The following is a 19,946-nucleotide window of genomic DNA, read 5'->3' as shown; positions in this document are numbered from 1 at the left end:
AAATCAGGCCCGAAAACCGCGCGCCAAAGGCGCGCGGTTTTCGGGCCTCAAAGCCAAGAGTTCACACCCTACGGGCGTGAACTCTTGGCTTTGAGGCCCATACTGGGAATTGCTGGCGTAGATTAAGCTAGGTCTTCAGTATTGCTATGGGATTGTCTCCCATGTTCTCCTGAGCAAAACAGTGGTGCTAGCGATATGACGGGTGATATTTCATCAGCCACTTAACCTTTAGCCACATGATCCGGAGCGTTTTTTGGAAGTTTTCTACCAATAATTTGTCTGGGTAGTTTCTCTACTTTGAGTGGGAACACTGAAAAGAAGCAATGAAGCAATAACACTGTCACCCACTTCCCTGCCCTATGCAGAGACCTGAGCCGCAAACGCCCCAAAACTCTCTGGATCTACTTGCGGTACTGGCAGATTACAGTTCCGCCGCGATCGCGATTCTTGACCCAGATTTACGTTACCTTGTGGCGACACGGCACTGGTGCCAGCTCCATGGTTTGGGCGATCGCTCGGTGATAGGTGAATCGCACTTTGAGCTGTTTCCGGGCTTGGATGAACAGTGGCAGTGGGTACAAGGGCAATGCCTCAATGGCCATACAGAAATTTGGGAAGAAGCCGTACCTACACGGGGTTCAGACTTGCAATGGCTTCAGTGGGAAGCACGCCCCTGGCATAACCAGGCAAAAGAGTGGGGTGGAGTCGTTCTACAGGTTCAGGTCATTACCCACCAAAAGCAAATGGACAAGGAGCGCGATCGCTTCTTCAACCTCAGCCCCGATATGCTTTGCATTATTGGAATGGATGGTTATTACAAACATCTCAATCCGTCCTGGGAGCGCGTCCTGGGCCACACCACCAGTACGCTTCTAGCCCAACCTCTTTTAGAATTCATTCATCCTAATGATCGCGCTGCAACTCAAGCCGCCCTGCAATCCCTTAATCAGGGCGATCGCGTTTTGGCCTTTGAGACTCGCTATCGCTGTCGTAATGGAGCGTACCGTTGGCTGTCATGGATTGCCAACCCCTGTCTGGAAACGGGACTTGTCTACGCGACGGCTCGGGATATTAGTGACTTGAAGGAATCGGAGGCAGAGCTGCGGCAAATCCAGCGTTTTTTGGAATCTGTATTAAACCATTTACCCGTAGCCGTGGTTGCCAAAGAAGCCAATGAACTCCGGTTTGCCCTGTGGAACCCAGCAGCGGAGAAAATTTTAGGGTGGGAAGCTGCCGATACCCTAGGGAGAACCGACTACGATCTGTTTCCGCAAGATCAAGCCGATGGTTTTGTGGCGTGCGATCGCCAAGTGCTAGAAAACCGCCAGGCTGTAGTCATTCCAGAAGAGGAAATACAAATAGGCTCTGGGGAAACTCATGTTTTTTCTACCCACAAAACTGTCATCTTAGATGCTACAAACCAGCCTCAATATTTATTAGCGATTACAGAGGACATCACCGCACGCAAACAAGCTGAAATTCAGTTAAAGGTCCAACAGGAGTTTCTCCAAAGCATTTTTGATGGAGTAGAGTATCAAATCTTTGTCACAGATGTCACCGAAAACGGTGAGTTTCTCTCAGCAGGTTGGAACCGAGTTGCCGAACGCCTGACAGGTCGCTCTGCAGAAAGTGTGGCTGGGATGAGCATGGAAGAGGTTTTTGGAGAGGTGGATGGAGCCGCCATCCGAAAGCGATTGGAAAGCTGTCTGACTCAAGGCACTGCCATCACCTATGAGGAGTGCTTAACTCTTCAGGGGCAAGAAACCTGGTGGCTTACAACCGTTAACCCATTGCGTGACAGCCATGGACGGATCTATCGGCTGGTGGGAACCACTTTCGAGATGACAGCTCGAAAACAGGCAGAGCAGGCTTTGCTGGAGCACCAACAATTTATTCAACGAATTGCCGATAGTAACCCTGGCATTCTCTATATCTATGACTTGGTAGAACAGCGTACCCTTTACACCAATCGCGATCTAGCCTCCATTCTGGGATTTAGTGCAGAACGTTTAATAGCTGGGAATAATCTCTCCGAGCTGATTCACCCCGAGGATGAGCCCCGATTCCTACAGCATCAGCAGGAGTTGCACTCGTTAGTTGACGGTGAGATTCGGGAACTGGATTACCGTATGGTCAACGCAGCGGGGACCTGGGTTTGGTTTCATAGCCGGGAAACGGTCTTTAAGCGAGATACCGAGGGACAGGTTGTACAGGTTGTAGGAACGGCTCAAGATATTACCGATCGTAAAACGGCAGAGGCCGCTTTAATTCAATCTCAACAACGGCTCTCCTTGCTGATTCAGCAAACGCCATTGGCAGTTATCGAATGGACGATAAACGGCGAAGTATGCGCTTGGAACCGAGCGGCTGAGCAGATCTTTGGCTACACGGCAGAAGAGGCAATTGGTCAACACTTTAGCTTCCTCATTAGTACTGATTTAGAGGAACGGGTTACTCAAATTTTTCAAGCGCTACTCACTCAAACCGGGGGCACCCGGAGTGTGGATGCCAATCGCACTCAGTGCGGACAGGAGATTATTTGCGAGTGGTACAACACCCCCCTGATTGCAGCAAATGGAGAAACCATTGGAATGGCTTCTCTAGCGATGGATGTAACTGAGCGTGAAGCGGCTGAAGCAGCCCTGGCAGAACGGGAAGAACGTCTCCGCAACATCAATACCTCGGTACCAGGAGTCATCTATCAGTTTCAGGTGGATTTAACGAGTGGGGAGGATCGCTTTACTTATCTCAGTCCCCGCACAGTTGAACTATTTGAGATGGAGCCACAAATAATGCTTGATCAGCCATCACTGATCTGGTCAATGATTCATCCTAGTGAGTTACACCGGATCCAGCGGGGGCTGGCGATCGCCGTACAGCGGCGTCTTCCCTGGTTTGATGAATTTCGGATCATTACTCCATCAGGGCAGGTCAAGTGGGTGCGGTCCCAGGCAGAAGTGGGTGCCGCTCCAGAGGGGATATCAGTTCATAACGGCGTGATCATTGATATTAGCGATCGCAAAGCTGCAGAAGCAGCGCTACAAGAGTCTGAAGCCGAGCTACGACAGACGTTGGCAGAACTTCAGCGGACCCAAACCCGCATGATCCAAAGCGAAAAAATGTCGAGTCTGGGGCAACTGGTAGCTGGAGTTGCCCACGAAATTAATAATCCAGTCAACTTTATCTATGGGAATTTGACCCATGCCCACGAATACATCTCGAATTTGCTGCGATTAATCAACCTCTATCAAGTTCAATATCCTGAGCCCGGTTCCATCATCACCACCGAAATCAAGGCTATGGATTTGACCTTTATGACCGAGGATCTTCCGAAGCTTTTAAATTCCATGAAAGTCGGGGCCGATCGCATTCGGGGGATTGTTGCATCGTTGCGGACCTTCTCACGTATGGATGAGGCCGCCATGAAAGACATTGACATTCACGAAGGGATTGATAGCACCCTGGTCATCTTACAAAGTCGCTTAAAGGCCAACGAAGATCGCTCGACCATCGAGGTTGTCAAAATTTATGGCGTTCTGCCTCAGGTTGAGTGCTACGCAGGGCAGCTTAACCAGGTACTGATGAATATCTTGAGCAATGCGATCGATGCCCTCGATGAGAAATGCCGTCATTCCCCAAAAAGCTTTGAACCGACCATCACGATTCAAACGGATATTTCTCGCTCGAATAAGGCTCGCATTAGTATTGCAGACAACGGGCTAGGCATGTCCGAGCGAGTTCGGCAGCGTATTTTTGACCCTTTCTTCACGACCAAACCCGTTGGCAAAGGAACGGGAATGGGGCTTTCCATCAGCTACCAAATCATAACGGAGAACCATGGTGGCTCTCTGGAATGCATCTCTGATTTAGGGAAAGGCACGATGTTTCTGGTTCAGATTCCCCTACGGCAACGGTAAGTAGGGGGCGATCGCGTCAGTTGAGATAGAACGTGGGTTAATTGCTGCTTTGCAGTGACAACCCACGCTTTCCAGCAGACTATGTTCACCTCTCAAAAACATTTTGCAAATCACGTAGGCACGCTATATCCCATATCAATACCTTCGCCATTTTTCTCAAGGCGTTGAGAAAAATGGCGAGCATGTTGCCATAACCTCAGTTCGGGTTAAGGGCTTTTTCGAGTGCCGCGCGAAGCGCGGCACTCGAAAAAGCCCATTATTGCGTACGCGCCGCGCCGCAATAATGGGCGGTTCGGCTTATCCCGAACTGACGTTGCCATAGTGGACGTGGTAGGTTTGATGGAGACTCCAGAACGAGTTGAAAAGCCCGAATACCCTTGGCTAAGCGTGTTATGCATAAAATCCCCGTCACTGTTATTACTGGTTTTTTAGGAGCTGGCAAAACGACAATTCTGCGAAACCTTCTGCAGAACAACCAGGGCCGCCGTATTGCCGTGCTCGTGAATGAGTTTGGAGAAGTGGGGATTGATGGTGAGCTGCTGAAATCCTGCCAGGTCTGCGACGAGGAAGAGGCTAATCAAAATATTCTGGAACTGGCCAACGGCTGCTTGTGCTGCACCGTTCAGGAGGAATTTTTGCCAACCATGCAGGAACTCCTCAAACGGCGCGATAGCCTGGATTGTATTCTGATTGAAACCTCAGGGCTGGCCTTGCCTAAACCCTTGGTACAGGCGTTTCGCTGGCCAGAAATTCGGACAGGGGCCACGGTAGATGGGGTGATTACCGTGGTCGATGGCGAGGCTTTGGCTAGCGGGCAATTGGTGGGAGATTTGGCAGCCCTAGAAGCACAACGGCAAGCAGATGACAGCCTGGAACATGAAACACCCATTGAGGAGTTGTTTGAGGATCAGCTGGCCTGTGCCGATTTAGTGGTGGTGACAAAGGGCGATCGCCTTGAATCCCACGCTCAGGAGCAAGTTTACCGATGGCTCCAACAGGAAGTTCCCACAGGGGTTAAAATTGTTCCCTGTCATCGAGGAGACATCAATCCGGACGTACTTTTGGGCTTTAACGCAGCCGTTGAAGATAATTTAGACAGCCGACCCAGTCACCATGACACTGAAGAGGAACATGAGCACGACGATGACATTAACTCAGTACATCTTCGGTTAAATCAAACGGTTGAACCGACTGCTCTAATTGAACGCTTACAGACCTTGGTGAAGGAGCACGAAATCTACCGGATTAAGGGCTTCGCAGCCGTACCCAACAAGACCATGCGGCTTGTGGTGCAGGGGGTAGGCAATCGGTTTGAGACCTTCTACGATCGGCCATGGAAAGTCGACGAGCATCGCCAAACTCAACTCGTTTTTATTGGCCATGCCTTAAAGGCTGATCATATTCACGCAGCACTTCAAACCCTATAACACTCGGATGTAACCCTTTCCGGCCTAGCGAGGTACGAGAGATGAATGTGGGATTTTGTCCCATATTTATTCTCGTACTTCACTAAACAACATTAGTTCGGACAGTTTTTCTGAAACCCTTGATTTTGCGTGCGCTTCGCGTACGCAAAATCAAGGGTTTCAGAAAAACTGTCCAGAGTATTGGAAACAAGAAAATACTGTCAATACAAGCGATAGCCAATTTCTATTAAGTTCACAGGAGAGGTATACCGCTATGCGCTCAGAATCGGACAGTTTTTGAGAAGCCTGCACAAAAAGCTGCCCTTACCAGAGTGCGTAAGGCTATATATGCGAAGTATCTATCCTCTCTTGTCTTATACCCAACCAATATAAAGCAGCACAGAATGGGAAATGTGGCACGCACGCGCCCCACTTCCCATTCTGTGCTGCTTTATTAAAAACAGTAATAGTAGGCACTGAACCTCTCAAGACTTAGGGGAAGGTAGCGGGTTCTTCTTTTAGCCAAGAATTCACCAGATTTAAGACAACACGTTTTAAAGTTAAGATCTGGTTAAACTTAAAACCAGGATGTTGAGTTTTTGTAGGATGCTAGGCTAGCCCTAAGTCTAGTGTTTTTAGTACAAAAACCTTTGGTTAGTGTTATGTAGGGAAATTTCAAAACTGAATTTTATAGCTGTTTCTGCGGAGGTAAACTGTGGGTTTATCTATAGAAAACCTAACTCACTTTGATGCTTATTTTAGTATTGTGAGCGAAGTTGAAAAGTTCTTCCATCGTAGGGTATATAACAACTCTATCTCTATTCTCAGTAGCCAGGAGAATGCTGAATGAAGGCAGGCGATCGCGTTCGCCTCAAGCAGTTGTTTAGGCCTTCATTAATTAGTACACAATCTTACCGATTTGGTATTGTTGTGGATATTGTTTCTACCTTTTACAACGCTGAGGTATTAGTTTATCTATATGATCCTAACACTGAAGCTATCTATATCGACGAAACCGGGATACAAGCTATCTACAGTTTTCAGCTTGAGGAAATAGAACGTTTTGAATAAAAGATTTTAAGAGCGATAATCCTTGAGATCAAGGATATCAAAATTAAAAATTTACATGATTCAAAGATAGTTTTTATAGGCATTCGTTAAGTTTAACGATGTTCGGCATTAAACTTTATTCGTCACTATTCCTAATCAACAGAATTCACATTTTTCACTTTTATAGAACCCAAACCCAGAAGGATAATTTTTCTGTCGCCTCGTGACCGGGAAACTGCCCTTCTCGCTTTTGGCGCAGAAATGCTTGTGGCTTTGCCAGTAAAATCCCTGAGAAAGGTTATTTATTGCTAGGAAAGAACGTTATTTTTTAATCAGGTACGTTCCTTTTTCCAAATGCAATGGTCAAAATTCTTCACCTTTCTGATATTCATTTGGGCAGCGGTTTTTCCCATGGACGATTGAATCCTGAAACGGGGTTGAACACACGTTTTGAAGATTTCGTCAAAACCCTCAGTCTGTGCATGGATCGAGCGATCGCCGAACCCGTTGACCTGGTGCTTTTCGGGGGGGATGCTTTTCCCGACGCTACACCACCGCCTCTGGTGCAAGATGCCTTCGCTAGCCAATTTCGCCGCTTAGCAGATGCAGGTATTCCAGCAGTGTTGCTGGTAGGGAATCACGACCAGCACTCCCAGGGGCAGGGAGGAGCCAGTTTGTGCATTTATCGCACCCTAGGAGTGCCGGGGATAGTGGTGGGCGATCGCCTCATGACTCACCACATCGAAACACGACAAGGGCCTGTCCAGGTTATTACCCTGCCCTGGATCACTCGTTCAACCCTATTAGCCCGTAATGAAACCGAGAATCTTTCCCTTACTGAAATCAATGAATTGCTCATTGATCGCTTACGGGTTGCTCTAGAAGGTGAAATTCGCCAGCTTAATCCAGAGCTTCCCAGCATTCTCCTGGGGCACCTGATGACCGATACAGCTCATTTGGGAGCCGAGCGCTTTTTGGCAGCAGGAAAGGGATTTACTATCCCCATGGCACTTTTGGCGCGTCCCTGCTTTGACTATGTGGCGCTAGGTCATGTTCACCGCCACCAAATCCTGTGTGATGCTCCCCCGGTTGTTTATCCCGGCAGTATTGAGCGGGTGGACTTTAGCGAAGAAAAGGAAGAAAAGGGCTATGTACGGGTAGACCTGCAGCGTGGGAACGTGCGCGTTGAATTCTGTCCACTGCCCGTACGCCGCTTTCAGACCATCAAGCTTGATCTGTCCGAGGCAGAGAATCCTCAGGCTGAGTTGCTAGCAGCATTAGAAGCAGAAATCCTTACCGATGCTGTTGTGCGTCTGGTATATCAGGTTCAATCGATCCAGCTTGATCACATAGACCTGAATGCTCTTCAAGAAGCCCTCAGCCCGGCCCATAGCTACAGCATCTACCCTGAACTTACAAGCCAACTTGCCCGTGCCCGCTTGCCCGAATTAGGCAGTAGCAACAGCACAGACCCTCTGGAGGCATTGCAAGCCTACCTGGATACTCAACCGCATCTAGCTGACCTAAATGCTGAATTACTCTCTGCTGCTGAAGCTCTCCTATCATCCGACGACTTACCCGTCTGGATAGCAGAGGATGGCGACTTACCTCAGGAGGCTATTTCGGAAACTGCTAGCGCTCAATTGCGGTTACTTTAGCGTAAAGGCTACAGATATAACCCTTTTTAGTCTGAAGAGGGATGAAAGGTAGACTTGGGACTTCGTCTCACATCCATCTCTCATCCCTCCCCAGACGAGAAAATGCTGTAACAGTTCGTTAAAACACTGATCACGAATAGCTTGATAAGATTTCCATGTTTTATGCATCCACGTTGGTTTACAAAACACAGAGATTCTAAGGTCTATTTTATTATTTTTGCGTGTGATTTGTACACACAAAAATAATAAAATGGGCTGCTTTAAAGCACGTCCTAGTAACAGAATAGCTCCATCTATTCAGAACTTGTAAAGTCCTTTAAATAGGGATATTTTTGCCATGAATGTGAAAATTTCGCCCCTAGTAAATAGAACCGATGATTACAGCACTGTGTGAATTGATTAAGTACAGAAGGTAGTGTGTGGCGTGACACGCCACACACTACCTTCTGTACTTACAGCGCTTTTCAAGCGCTGTAATCAACTTGAATATCGCTATAAGACCTGTTTTAAAAGTCATTTTTTCATATACTCCACGTATAAAAAATCCCCCTTACCACTAGCTTTAAAGCACGCCATAATCCATATACTTGCTAAAAGCCCTCTAAAAGCTTTAAAGATCACAAATAAAACAACCATGTAATTTTCGTACTGGAGTAACGACTTTACGGCACTTCAATATAAAAATTACAGGTTATTAAGCAGTATGCTCGCCATTTTTCTCAAACGCCTGATTTTGCGTGCACATCGCTCATGCAAAATCAGGCGCTTGAGAAAAATGGCAAAGGTATTTATTGAGTACATGATGAGCCTGAGGGTGTGGACGATTTATAAAACGTCCACACCCTCAAGACTTCACGGAGCACAGTGTTTTTAATTTGAGCAGCACAAGAACAGTGTTCTGTAGCCTCTCCACTCTGTTCCTAAACCTCCGATGCGTCCACGCGAGACAGGGATGCACAAGGTCTAAGCTATTACCTTGAGCTCGGTGCAAAAACCTTAGTTTTGAAGCATAAGTTGCAATTTTTAATCTAAATAAAAACCAAAAGTTGTGTAAAGCTGGCGTAAAGCTAACTTTATTAACTTTTGTCGTAAAAATTAGCCTTCGTAACGTTTTGCGAGGTATCAGCCTCATTTCGTATTTATAAAGTTTATGTAAAGTTCCTGGAATGACCGCCTACCCCCTGATCCCCAGCTTGAAATTTTCGTGATAACGTAATCCCTGTTCCACAACCCATTTGTGAATACGTAACGAGTACGAGTTGGGTTCGGGATTTTTGCAATGCGGTCTGCTTGCTATCCACATCCCACCCCGAAGAGCAGCCTATAGGTGGCTACTCACAAGTAGCCCGGGTGCAACTGGTCTGGTTGTCCCAAGTTGTGTGTGTTCCGGTCTCGTCTCCTCGCTGTTCTTCACTGTGGAGTTTATGAATCAATACCTTTGGAGCAGCTTTGCTGCTGCCGTGCTTTTGACCAGTTCTCTGGGCGTTGCTTCTGCGGAAGCTCTGCAACCTGGAGGTGGTGCTGAGGAGCAAACGGATCCCCTGTCCGCTGTTGAAACCATCGCTAATGCCCGCACCAATGTGGGTCATCCTAGCCAGCAAGTTGCTCGCGTCGAAACAGGCGCATCTGCAACTCTTCTGGATATTTCAGTGGTAGATGGCCTTACAGAAGCCTCGAATGAAAAGTTTGTCAATGCTGACTCTGTGGTTGACCAGAGTTCAGTTAGAGTCGCGACGGCTGCCATCTCTCAGGACAGAATCCTTGTCCCCTCTGAGCCGCCCCTCGCACCTCCCCCTTCTCCCATTGAGCTACTGGCGAGCGAAGATGCCTCTCGCACTTCGGATCCCTCGGAATTTACCGTTGCCGCGGTACAGGATGGCGTAGCATCCTGGTATGGTCCTGGATTCAATGGCAATCGGAGTGCTAGTGGAGAAGTCTTCAATCAGAACGCTCTAACCGCCGCCCATCGCTCGTTGCCTTTTGGAACGCGAGTTCGCGTCACCAATATGCGGAACGGTCGCTCAGTCATCGTACGAATTAATGACCGGGGTCCCTTTTCCGGTAGACGATTGATCGATCTATCCCGAGCGGCTGCCAGCGAAATTGGCATGGTCAGCACTGGGACAGCTCAGGTACGTCTGGAGGTTCTGCAATAGGCTAGAAACCATGCTTACTGGCCTGGGAGCCAATCTGACAACGTAAGGTTAGCAGAACCGTGGTTGTGGAACAGCAGATACGCCCCAAGTCATTCGTTTTACTCCTTGTAAAACTCTGATATGAGGTTAAGACAGGTAGAACCTGTTTTACATCACCCAATTGAATTATCTGCGAAAGTGCAGAAGACTTTTTTCGATCTGGACGCCATCTGACAACGTCAGGTTACAAAACCGTGGTTGTGGAACAACAGGTAGGCTCCAGGTCTTTTATTTAGACAGATGGCTGCCAACATATTGTTGACAGCCTAGGAGCACTCGATTTTCAGGAGCTATGGCTTAGGACGGTAGGGATAGGAGGTAGGTTCCTCGTTGCTGATAATGTTTTCGGCTCTATAGGACCTATACATAATGATGGGTGTAGTGGAGCAAATCTACTACACCCATCAGTAATACACCATCTGTAGTGAATTTGCACAAGTCGTGACTCATCTTTAAAAAGTCAGAGGGGTTTTGGCACTGAGTGCCAAAACCCCTCTGACTTTCGATGACTAACCTGAGTTCGGGTTATGGGCTTTTCACCTGATCCCAAACGGATGTTTAGATAGGGCGGTAAACCCGGTAATTAAGGCTGGGAAATATATTATCAATGGCTTCCACTTTTTCTAGCCAGCCTGAGTCAATTTTGCCCTGCAGGACGTCTTCCCAAAGTTTGTTGAAGCGCATGAGGTGCGATCGCGTCCTTCTAACCGCATAGGGGACCATCGTACCCGTACGCATAATGAAAGCCCAGTCAGAGGATTGGGCTAGCAGCAGCTCCCGGGCAGCCTGGTTAAGAGCACGCCACTCTAACTCATCAGCTGGTTCGCGGCGGGAGAGGTCAATCATCCGCTCAGCGGCCTTGTGCAAGTGGGGATAAATCCACGCGTTAGTTTCGTTCAACCAATATTCATGGAAGCCCTTGTACCCCCAACTAGATTGGGAAGGACGGCATACCTGTTGGGTAGGGTTGCCCCGCAAATAATCCGCCAGGTGTGTCATTTCATAGGTGCTCTGGTCAAACCAGGTCTTGCGGAACAGGTAGTCGAGGAACCAAGGACCCTCGTACCACCAGTGACCAAACAGCTCAGCATCATAGGGGGAGAGAATGATCGGCTTGCGCTGCATAATGCCGTACAGGTGCTCGACCTGGCGTTCGCGGTTATACATAAAGTTAGCGGCATGATCAGCCGACTTCTCTCGTGCCCAGTAGGGGTCGTAGAGCGCTTTGTCGCTAAGTCCCAGGCCTTTTCCCGTAATTTTGTGGTATTTGATGCCCACGTTTTTCCGCTGGCCGTTGGGCATGATGTAGGGCTTGATGTACTCATATTCCGCATCCCAGCCCAGGTCACGGTAGAACTCGCGGTATTCGGGGGCCCCTGGATAACCTACGACAGACGACCATACCTGCTGAGAGGATTCATGATCGCGGCCAAAGGCGGCAACCCCAGTTTCAGTAAAGATGGGAGCGTAGGTGCCAAAGCGAGGGCGAGGGCGGGCATACAGCAAACCATGCCCATCCATAATGAAGTAGCGCAACCCAGCATCGGCAACCATCCGTTCCAGACCATCAAAGTAGGCACACTCTGGCAACCAGATGCCATTGGGAGTACGGCCAAATGTTTCTTCATAGTGCTCAACGGCTACCTTTATCTGCGCCCAGACTGCCTGAGGATACATTTTCATGAGGGGCAGGTAGCCATGGGTCGCACCACAGGTAATCACTTCCAAATTATTGGAATCCATAAACTGCTTGAAAGCAGTGATCAGGTTGCCGTTGTAGCGCTCCCAAACCTGACGCACATTTTTAAATTCTGTGGCGTAGTGCTCCGCCAGGTACTTCATGTGACCGTTGTGGTCATGGCGTTCGATTTCCAGTTCGGTCAATTCCTCTAACTGGGATAAATGGGCACTGTAGCGCTCTTGCAGTAGAGGGTCGAGCAGCATGGATACCAGTGGCGGGGTTAGACTCATGGTGAGTTTAAAGTCGACGCCGTCTCGCTTTAGCCCTTCAAACATCAAGATTAAGGGGACGTAAGTCTCGGTGATGGCCTCAAATAGCCATTCCTCCTCCAGCACGTAGTCACTTTCGGGGTGACGGACGAAGGGGAGGTGGGCATGCAACACCAACGCGAGATAGCCAATACTCATAGTCAGAACCCGGAGTTAGGGAGAGGTCAACGGAATAATCAGAATTTATCAGGATAAAGAGGGCAAACTGGAGTCGTCAGCCTCCCGAAAGATTATTACAACAGATAAACAGAAAAAGAATTTCGAGAAAGTCTACTTGAAACTTGCGTCAATTTCCTCATCTGCAAATATGCTAGGGCATATCGCCAAGCAAACGTTAGGCGCGCGATGAAAAGCTGCATGGGTCTATGACACAGTCGAATTTAGTCGATCGGGCGAAGCAGGGAGATCCCCAGGCGATCGCCACCCTAATGAACCGTTCTCTTCAACCTAAGGGCATCCTGGCTCGAGTTAACCGGGAGGGCGATCACCTCCGCATCTATTTAGAAGCGGAACAGGTACCCAACCGGGATGCACTGATGACCTTCGTTCAGAACGGGCTGAGCAATCTGCACATTGCCAATATCAGTGTTGTGGAAGTGATTGGGCAGCAAAGTGGCCAAAATGAGGCGGCCTGGACACAAGAATGGCAAATTGATCCAGAGGAAGCTGAAACGGGAATTGAGTTCATCAGTCGGGGCGACCCCGAAGTCGTGGTACTACAAAGAAATCACCCCCCCGTTCCACCGCCTCGGCCCATTCCTCCTCCAGCTCCACCGCGCCCAATGGCCTTCTCAGGACCTGTGGAGGAATCCTTGAAGGAGGAGCCCTTGAAAGAGGAACCCCTGAAGGAGGAGTCCTTGAAGGAGGAACCCCTGAAGGAAGAGCCATTGGAGGAGCTGGACGACCTCGACTTCAATGAAGCTGAGTTGTTCTCCATGCGTGAGGGACTATCGGGCCTTGCCTATAGTCCTCTAGAAGCGGAGCCTCTAGCTGCAACACCAACAAATAATAGTCATGGTCTGGATGCAACCACCCTGGAAGTTGAACCCGAAGACGATGAATTGCCGCCCGAATTGTTAGCGGCCGAAGTAGCCCGTCAAGTGCAGCAGGAAATTCCCTCGGATCTGCTGATTGACGAGGGTGCAGAAGGATCCTCAACAGCGGCAGGCAGCCTAGGGCTGACAGACGAGGCGATCGGTGTTGCCCAGTTCCCTTCTGTGAATGACTTAGCGTTGGCTAACGAGCTTTACATGGATGACGATGTCACCCCAGAGGCCGAGCCGTCGATCCTGGAGGAACCGTATCTAGAGGAATCCGATCTAAATCCAAATTTCTTGCCAGAGGACGAATATCCTGATCTGGCTACGGATGAGCTGCCCCCGCCACCACCTCCGCCACCACAAATGGAAATTACCCCCAGTCCTGATATGGATGCTGGGGATGATCTTCAGATTACTTACCTGGATGAGGATGAAGATGAGGACACTATTGTCACGGAGATAGAGCCTGACAATTCTTTTGACAACAGAGGAGGCCTCGTCATTGAAGAACCTACTCCTCAGGGACAGATGATCGGGTCGCCGATCGCCATTCAACCCATTCACCCTCCCCAGGATGATAGAGACGGCTCTCGAAAATCAGGCGTCGGGTTATGGGTTTGGCTTGTGGCCTTTTTCTTGACTGGTTGGATTGGTGCCTTAATTGGTCTAGCAATCTGGAAAGATAGACAGGAGCCTACCCCCACCCCTCAGCCCAGAGCCGAACAGTTACGGTCGGTTTAGGGGATCGATGATGGCGTCATTCATGCTCCTAATGGGTATGGCACTTTTAAGAGGAGAGGTAGCGATCGCCCATCCTGCCCGCCTTTCCGATACAGCGCGCCATGTGCTCAGAAGCAGACAGTTTATTTTTGAAAAGCCGCGCTCAGTAAGGCTCTTCAAAAATAAACTGTTCTAAGGAGGTTTCTGCATAAGAATTTACCCAGAATGTTGGTGCTTTGCCCGCTTCGCGGGCAAAGCACCAACATTCTGGGGATAATTTCATTACTGGAAATCTCCTAATCAGAATGATGATCCAACCAGTCCTCTAACTCCTGCACCAGCCACAAGCACTCCAGCTCAGACATCCCCTGCCGCAGGTTAATAAATTCCTGTGCCGTACGAAGCGAGACGCCGTTGAGGTAATTGACTCGCTGCCATAAAATACCAACGATGGACGCAGGCGGAATTTCTCGCCGGTTCCAAATAATTCCCAGAGAACGACGGCAAATTTCGAGGCGATCGCCCTCAATGGAAATTTCGGTGTGCTCACGCCATAGTAATAGCAGCCAAAACACAATCACCAGTAGCACCCCAGCCCCCAGCAGCATAATTAGAACCGGAGCTTCCGAAAGCATTGAGATGAGTAGGGCGATCGCAGCCAGCACCAATATCATCCCAAGGCATCCCGCATTCAGCGTATTAAAGAAGTAACGGTAAAGGAATAGCTGCCAACTCATCAGTGGCGGAATTAGAATTTTCAGGTTCTCGGGATACCGAGCGAGTTGAATACGCGTCCGTTCTGGCCGCTGAATTCGGCGCGAGTATGTGTCGGCTGGAACAGGCAAATAACCTGTCTTCAAGGCATCAAGAGCCTCATCAGCAGAAGCAAAGCGGTGTTCCACGGCAGGCTCGACCATTTTTTGCAGCCACGCCGCAAAAAATGGCCGCAATTTCAGAACATTTGTAAACTGAAAGCGGCCATTGCGCTGAGGTAGATCTGCAGGGGGAATGCCCGTCAGTAGGTGAATTAGTGTTGCCCCCAGAGCATATAGATCAGAAGCAGGTACCGACCGGCCCCAAAACTGTTCCAAAGGAGCGTAGCCACAAGTACCCACTACGGTAAACGTCACTCCCGTTAGAGTAGCCTGATCCTGAACAGCCCCAAAGTCTACTAAATGAATGTAGCCGTCATCGTCCAAGACTAAGTTGCTAGGCTTGATATCCCGATGCAGGACAGGTGGGTCTTGCCTGTGTAAGTAGTTCAGAATGTGGAGCACATTAACGGCTAATTGCCGGATTTCTTCCTCCATAAGCACCTCCTCCCTGTTCAGGTATTCCTGTAGTGAGGCACCAGGGATGTAATCCTGTACCAGCCCAAACCAGAGCACCTGCGACTCTATGGAAAAAGAATCGCGGTATTTGGGGATGCGAGGATGATCCAGGGCTTTGAGTACCTGTGCTTCTCGCTCGAAAAGCTTCAGTTCATCCAATTGCATATGAGGGTTGAAAGCCAGCAATTTGACGATGACCGATTCGTTTCCCTGCATTAAATCAGTGGCGAGCCACGTCTGCCGACTAGCAGCCGTATGGCCCAGACGCTTTTGTAGCTGGTAACGATCATGAAGAATTTGCTGCGCTTCAATCATCATCTTTTGCTCTGGTCGTCAGAATTCTGAAGAGTCGGATTTATTTTGAGGTCAAGCCGACTTTAATGTAACCAGCAGTTCTCATTATGAGCTTCAAAGCCAAGATTGCGCGCCCGACGGGCGCGCAATCTTGGCTTTGAAGCCCGAAAACCGCTTGCCTTCGGCAAGCGGTTTTCGGGCCTAATTCCATACTGAGAATTGCTGTAATGTAACCCACCGAAACCTGGCTGAATGGAGGTATAAGAAGGACTGTCTGCTATGCGCTTCCCGGCCTTCATGCCTCTATTTAGCAACAAACAATGTTTTAAGATGGAAAATGTGGGATGGGGTACGGAAACCCCATCTCAACGGTTTTTACTTTGCCGTTGTACTCTATAAGAAACCCTTAACGTTGGGGCTTATTGCCTCGATGCTACCGAAGTTGCAGGTTTTACCGTTATGACCTCTTTCGCCACCTCTGCTGCCCGTGCCGATCTTAGTGAGTTGCGTCGTCTGAAGTCGCTACTACCGCCAGAACTTCGAAGCTGGGTCACCATTGAAGCGGCGACATCAGCCAACCCGCCACTGATCACCAGCGAAGAAATCGGTAAAGATCAGGTCGAGGTTCAGGTCGATTTGACGAAGTGGGAAATGTTTGCCCTCGATCAGCGTAATCTACTGTTCTGGCATGAGGTAGCCCGAGTGCAAAACGACACCATTCCCAAAGATGGATGGGAAATGGCGGCACTTGCTATTGGTCTGGGAGGCGCTGTTGGGGAACTGTGGGTACAGGATGGCTTACTGCTGATGCTGGCTCTGGCCCTATGCGGTGTATCAGGCTGGCGGCTGTACAAGCGCAACAATGGCGAAAAAACTCTGCAGGAAGCCATTGAGGCTGATGACAAGGCGATCGCCCTGGCCACCCGCTTTGGCTATTCCCTCCCCAACGCTTACAAGAGCCTAGGTAGTGCCCTCAAGATTCTGATTGAGCAATCCTCTAAAAAACAACAGCGCAAACGGTACGAAGTGCGGTTGGATGCCCTGAAGAAGAGCGCAGCCAAAGCAAAATCCCGTGTTAAAGGTGAACCTGTTTAAACTCTTCACCTATGAACCTGACTTACCTGGATAGCAACTCCTGGCTCATTGAGCTAGGAAACACTCGCATTTTGCTGGATCCCTGGCTGGTGGGGGATTTAGTGCTGGGAGGTACGCCCTGGCTGTTTCGAGCGTCTCGCTCAACCCCACATCCTATTCCAGAACACGTTGACCTGATTTTGCTGTCTCAAGGGTTAGCTGATCATGCCCACCCAGAGACCCTAAAGGTGCTCGATCGCACGATTCCTGTTGTGGCATCTCCCAGTGCCGCCAAGATTGTCACCGACCTGGGATATCAGCAGGTTACAGCCCTCGCGCATGGGGAATGGTTTGATTGGCAGGGCCGGTTGACCATTCAGGCTTTCCCTGGTTCCCCCATTGGGCCTTTCTTGACTGAAAATGCATATTTGTTAGCAGATACCGTCCAGCAAGAGCGGCTCTACTACGAACCCCATGGCTATCACCATCCCTCTCTGCAGCAAGAAAAACCGGTAGATGTCGTCATCACACCGCTCATTAATGCTGAGTTGCCCTTAGTTGGGCCAATTATTAAAGGCCAGGATAGCGCCTTGACCATAGCCCAATGGTTGCGCCCTCAAGTGATGTTGCCAACGGCTGCTGGGGGAGATGTGGAATATGAAGGAGTACTGCTGACGTTGCTGCGAGAAGTGGGTACGCTGGAAGCCGTCCAGACCCTCCTACAGGAAAATGGGCTGTCAACCCGAGTGCTGCAACCGAAGTCAGGCGATCGCCTCGACTTAACCTTTGCAGCCTCCAACCCATCAACAGGTTCCTAAAAAATTAAAAAGCATTGAAAAGATTGATTTTCCGTACCTTCAGGACACGGGAAATCATTTTTTTATCGTTATATCTGGGCTTATAGCAAATAAGGTTAAATGCCAATGATGAAAAGTTTTGCGGCGCAAAGCGCCGCAAAACTTTTCATCATTGGCATTTTCGAGGGGAGCTTTGCGCGCTTCTCGAAAATGCCCTTCATCGGAACTCAGGTTACATAAAATCAAAGTTTCTAGAAACACTGCAAAAATTACCACCCACGGTAGGTGCAAGAAGACGGAGTGCCACTCTAGAGCGCCAGGAAATTGTTATGAGGTGTATCGCTCTTGTATCCCGAGACTGATATACCAGGGTGAGACATAGTGTAAGAACATTACTTCTTCAAACTAAAACGGTGGTAAATTCTAGTACCAGACTTCTGTATTTAGGCAGATGGCAAGTACAGCTTTTAGGGTTTTGTCAAGAGTGTTGAAACCCTTGCCTTGTAAAGATTGTGAAGTTTCTGTGATCCGGCAGAATTATACTTACGTACCCCCTAGCCCTTGGGCTAACCTTTGGATCAATGAATCATCCTCAGGCTTACTCATTTGTTAACTGTTTGGGGTCATCGCATAACAAAAAGTCCAGTTAACAGGTCAGAGATGATATTCTTCGCACTCACCACTTATGTGAAGCTGACGTACGGGTAAACCACAGGGGCTTGGAAAGGATAAGTTTATGCGTTCTTCACAAATCTCATCGGAGAGACAATCGGGCAGGCCAACCGCCGCACGGTTTGACCTGCGATCGCCCGGTTTTGCAAAACTTCGTCGAGGCGCGACTGTTGGTTGGTTACGGATCGCAACCCTAGTTTTAGTAGATTCATTACTGCTGTCTGCTGCATGGATGATAGCCGTTACCATCGGCACCTACATGCAATCACCCTGGACAGGTGAAGACAAGCCATTTTTCATGTTGATCATTTTGGGAATCACAATTGGCGTGATTGCTTCTCGGGGATTATATGCGCCCGGCAACAATCGCCGTGATTACCTGGGCTTATTTCAGTCCGTTTCCCTGGCCATTTGCATTATTCTGATCACTGCATTTCTCTACGAACCTGGGCAATTTGTCTCCCGCTCCACCTTTTTACTGTTCTGGTTCTTTAGCGTTGGCCTGGTCTGCGCCGGACGCTTTTTTGTGGAAGTGGCGGTAGAACGATTTCGGCAGAAGGGCGCTATTCGCTACCCAGCCTTCATCATTGTGGATGGGGAGGCCGACTCGGCGGTGCGTCTGATTGAGCGGGAGAACCGTTATGACATTGCAGGGATCGCCAATAGCCGCAGTCTGGATCGTCATCGTCGCAGTGAAACACTAAAGATGCTCCGCGACATGGGTGTTGCCGAGGTGTTCATCTCCTGGGAGTCCATTCGCAATCGTATGTTCGTTTGCTGGCACTTCCAAACGGCTGGTATTACTGTCCACATTCTGCCGAGTGGAACGGAACCGGTTCTACCCAAATCTGAACTTTGGATCATTGGTGGTCAGCCGTCCCTTACCTTTCCGCCTCCAGTCATTACAGGTACTGACTTCTGGGTAAAGCGTACCTTCGACTTTTGTGCCTCTATTTTCCTGATTGTGCTTCTCTCCCCCATCCTAATTACTATTAGCCTACTGATCCTGTGGGATTCTCCAGGGCCAATTTTCTTCCGGCAAACCCGCGTGGGACTGCATGACGAGCCCTTCAAGGCATGGAAGTTCCGCACAATGGTACCCAATGCCGAAAAGCTCCAGAAGGAGTTGGAAGCCAATAATGAGATGAAGGATGGCGTCCTCTTTAAAATGAAGGATGATCCCCGCATCACCCGAGTAGGGAAAGTTCTCCGTCAATACAGTCTGGATGAGCTACCACAGTTGTTTAATGTGGTGATGGGTGAGATGAGTCTGGTTGGTCCGCGTCCTCTTCCGATGCGAGATGTAGAACGCTTTTCCGAGTCACACTACTTACGCCATGAGGTATTACCCGGCATCACCGGTCTCTGGCAAGTTTCGGGCCGTTCTGACATTACAGACTTTGATCGTGCAGTTGGCCTTGATATCGCTTACATTGAAAACTGGTCACTGTGGCTTGACCTCAAGATTTTGTTCCAAACGGTGGGGGTCGTTCTTCGTAAACGGGGAGCCTATTAAATACAAGCCACCCCTCAGTCCGGCTGAACTAAGTTTAAGGGTGTGTCTCCTATTGAGTAAGTGGGTATTCAGGTAGGCTTTAGCCTACCTTTTTTATTGGACCGATATAGCCTTCTGGTTCTGAGCACGTAATACCGTTTTTACACAAAGCTTATACCAAACAAATATGAAGCTGCGCCAAACTAGAAGAGTCCTCTTTGAGGTGATGGGCGATGACAGGACGTCCTTTTCAAGTCACGGTGACGGAGAGCCTGGAGCAGTTAGAG

Annotated in this window: 11 protein-coding genes; 9 read left to right on the top strand and 2 right to left on the bottom strand. The window is 49.1% G+C overall.

All coding sequences use genetic code 11. The features are described from left to right. Positions 1 to 359: 359 nt before the first annotated feature. From NDI52_RS12225 to NDI52_RS12205, 5 genes are all read left to right on the top strand, one after another. Positions 360 to 3,917: a PAS domain S-box protein gene (locus NDI52_RS12225; protein WP_190772818.1), complete on the top strand. Its 3,558-nt coding sequence runs from the start codon at positions 360 to 362 to the stop codon at positions 3,915 to 3,917. Positions 3,918 to 4,309: 392 nt separating this feature from the next. Further along, positions 4,310 to 5,344 carry a cobalamin biosynthesis protein CobW gene (gene cobW, locus NDI52_RS12220; RefSeq protein ID WP_190772817.1) on the top strand — a complete coding sequence of 345 codons (1,035 nt, stop codon included), beginning with the start codon at positions 4,310 to 4,312 and terminating at the stop codon, positions 5,342 to 5,344. 825 nt (positions 5,345 to 6,169) lie between these two features. Beyond that, positions 6,170 to 6,394 (top strand): hypothetical protein, encoded by a 225-nt coding sequence (locus NDI52_RS12215; RefSeq protein ID WP_190772816.1) that lies wholly within the window; start codon positions 6,170 to 6,172, stop codon positions 6,392 to 6,394. 338 nt (positions 6,395 to 6,732) lie between these two features. After that, complete coding sequence (gene sbcD / locus NDI52_RS12210) at positions 6,733 to 8,031, top strand: exonuclease subunit SbcD (RefSeq protein WP_190772815.1); 1,299 nt, start codon at positions 6,733 to 6,735, stop codon at positions 8,029 to 8,031. 1,424 nt (positions 8,032 to 9,455) lie between these two features. Beyond that, positions 9,456 to 10,187, top strand: a complete 732-nt coding sequence (locus NDI52_RS12205; RefSeq protein ID WP_190772814.1) for a septal ring lytic transglycosylase RlpA family protein — start codon at positions 9,456 to 9,458, stop codon at positions 10,185 to 10,187. Between the two features lie 597 nt (positions 10,188 to 10,784). Here NDI52_RS12205 and NDI52_RS12200 read toward each other — a convergent pair. Beyond that, entirely contained in the window at positions 10,785 to 12,374 is a 1,590-nt protein-coding gene (locus NDI52_RS12200) for a glycoside hydrolase family 57 protein (protein WP_190772813.1), read from the bottom strand. Between the two features lie 227 nt (positions 12,375 to 12,601). Here NDI52_RS12200 and NDI52_RS12195 point away from each other — a divergent pair, with 227 nt between their 5' ends. Beyond that, positions 12,602 to 14,017: a hypothetical protein gene (locus NDI52_RS12195; protein ID WP_190772812.1), complete on the top strand. Its 1,416-nt coding sequence runs from the start codon at positions 12,602 to 12,604 to the stop codon at positions 14,015 to 14,017. A gap of 275 nt (positions 14,018 to 14,292) precedes the next feature. On the opposite strand, the gene NDI52_RS12190 is transcribed toward NDI52_RS12195, so the two are convergent. After that, positions 14,293 to 15,645, bottom strand: coding sequence for a serine/threonine-protein kinase (locus NDI52_RS12190; protein ID WP_199330827.1), 1,353 nt, complete (start codon positions 15,643 to 15,645; stop codon positions 14,293 to 14,295). 435 nt (positions 15,646 to 16,080) lie between these two features. Here NDI52_RS12190 and NDI52_RS12185 point away from each other — a divergent pair, with 435 nt between their 5' ends. The 3 genes from NDI52_RS12185 to NDI52_RS12175 all read left to right on the top strand — a co-directional run bounded on the left by NDI52_RS12185 (position 16,081) and on the right by NDI52_RS12175 (position 19,680). After that, a complete protein-coding gene (locus NDI52_RS12185) occupies positions 16,081 to 16,716 on the top strand; it encodes a DUF3318 domain-containing protein (RefSeq protein WP_190769919.1) in 636 nt (211 codons plus the stop codon). An 11-nt stretch (positions 16,717 to 16,727) separates the two neighbouring features. Then, positions 16,728 to 17,513, top strand: coding sequence for an MBL fold metallo-hydrolase (locus tag NDI52_RS12180; RefSeq protein ID WP_190769920.1), 786 nt, complete (start codon positions 16,728 to 16,730; stop codon positions 17,511 to 17,513). 715 nt (positions 17,514 to 18,228) lie between these two features. Then, the gene (locus NDI52_RS12175) at positions 18,229 to 19,680 is read left to right on the top strand and encodes a sugar transferase (RefSeq protein ID WP_190769921.1); all 1,452 of its coding nucleotides are present in this window, start codon (positions 18,229 to 18,231) and stop codon (positions 19,678 to 19,680) included. The last annotated feature ends 266 nt before the right edge of the window (positions 19,681 to 19,946 follow it).

This window comes from Leptolyngbya sp. PL-A3 (genome assembly GCF_039962325.1).
In the GTDB taxonomy this organism is placed as follows: domain Bacteria; phylum Cyanobacteriota; class Cyanobacteriia; order Elainellales; family Elainellaceae; genus Vacuolonema.
The sequence above is the reverse complement of the archived record's forward strand: the minus strand, read 5'-3'. Positions and strand labels throughout refer to the sequence as shown.

Excerpts from the sequence above, each read along its gene's own strand:
- NDI52_RS12225 (WP_190772818.1), top strand. The coding sequence starts at position 360 with ATGCAGAGACCTGAGCCGCAAACGCCCCAAAACTCTCTGGATCTACTT.
- cobW (WP_190772817.1), top strand. The coding sequence starts at position 4,310 with ATGCATAAAATCCCCGTCACTGTTATTACTGGTTTTTTAGGAGCTGGC.
- NDI52_RS12215 (WP_190772816.1), top strand. The coding sequence starts at position 6,170 with ATGAAGGCAGGCGATCGCGTTCGCCTCAAGCAGTTGTTTAGGCCTTCA.
- sbcD (WP_190772815.1), top strand. The coding sequence starts at position 6,733 with ATGGTCAAAATTCTTCACCTTTCTGATATTCATTTGGGCAGCGGTTTT.
- NDI52_RS12205 (WP_190772814.1), top strand. The coding sequence starts at position 9,456 with ATGAATCAATACCTTTGGAGCAGCTTTGCTGCTGCCGTGCTTTTGACC.
- NDI52_RS12200 (WP_190772813.1), bottom strand. The coding sequence starts at position 12,374 with ATGAGTATTGGCTATCTCGCGTTGGTGTTGCATGCCCACCTCCCCTTC.
- NDI52_RS12195 (WP_190772812.1), top strand. The coding sequence starts at position 12,602 with ATGACACAGTCGAATTTAGTCGATCGGGCGAAGCAGGGAGATCCCCAG.
- NDI52_RS12190 (WP_199330827.1), bottom strand. The coding sequence starts at position 15,645 with ATGATGATTGAAGCGCAGCAAATTCTTCATGATCGTTACCAGCTACAA.
- NDI52_RS12185 (WP_190769919.1), top strand. The coding sequence starts at position 16,081 with ATGACCTCTTTCGCCACCTCTGCTGCCCGTGCCGATCTTAGTGAGTTG.
- NDI52_RS12180 (WP_190769920.1), top strand. The coding sequence starts at position 16,728 with ATGAACCTGACTTACCTGGATAGCAACTCCTGGCTCATTGAGCTAGGA.
- NDI52_RS12175 (WP_190769921.1), top strand. The coding sequence starts at position 18,229 with ATGCGTTCTTCACAAATCTCATCGGAGAGACAATCGGGCAGGCCAACC.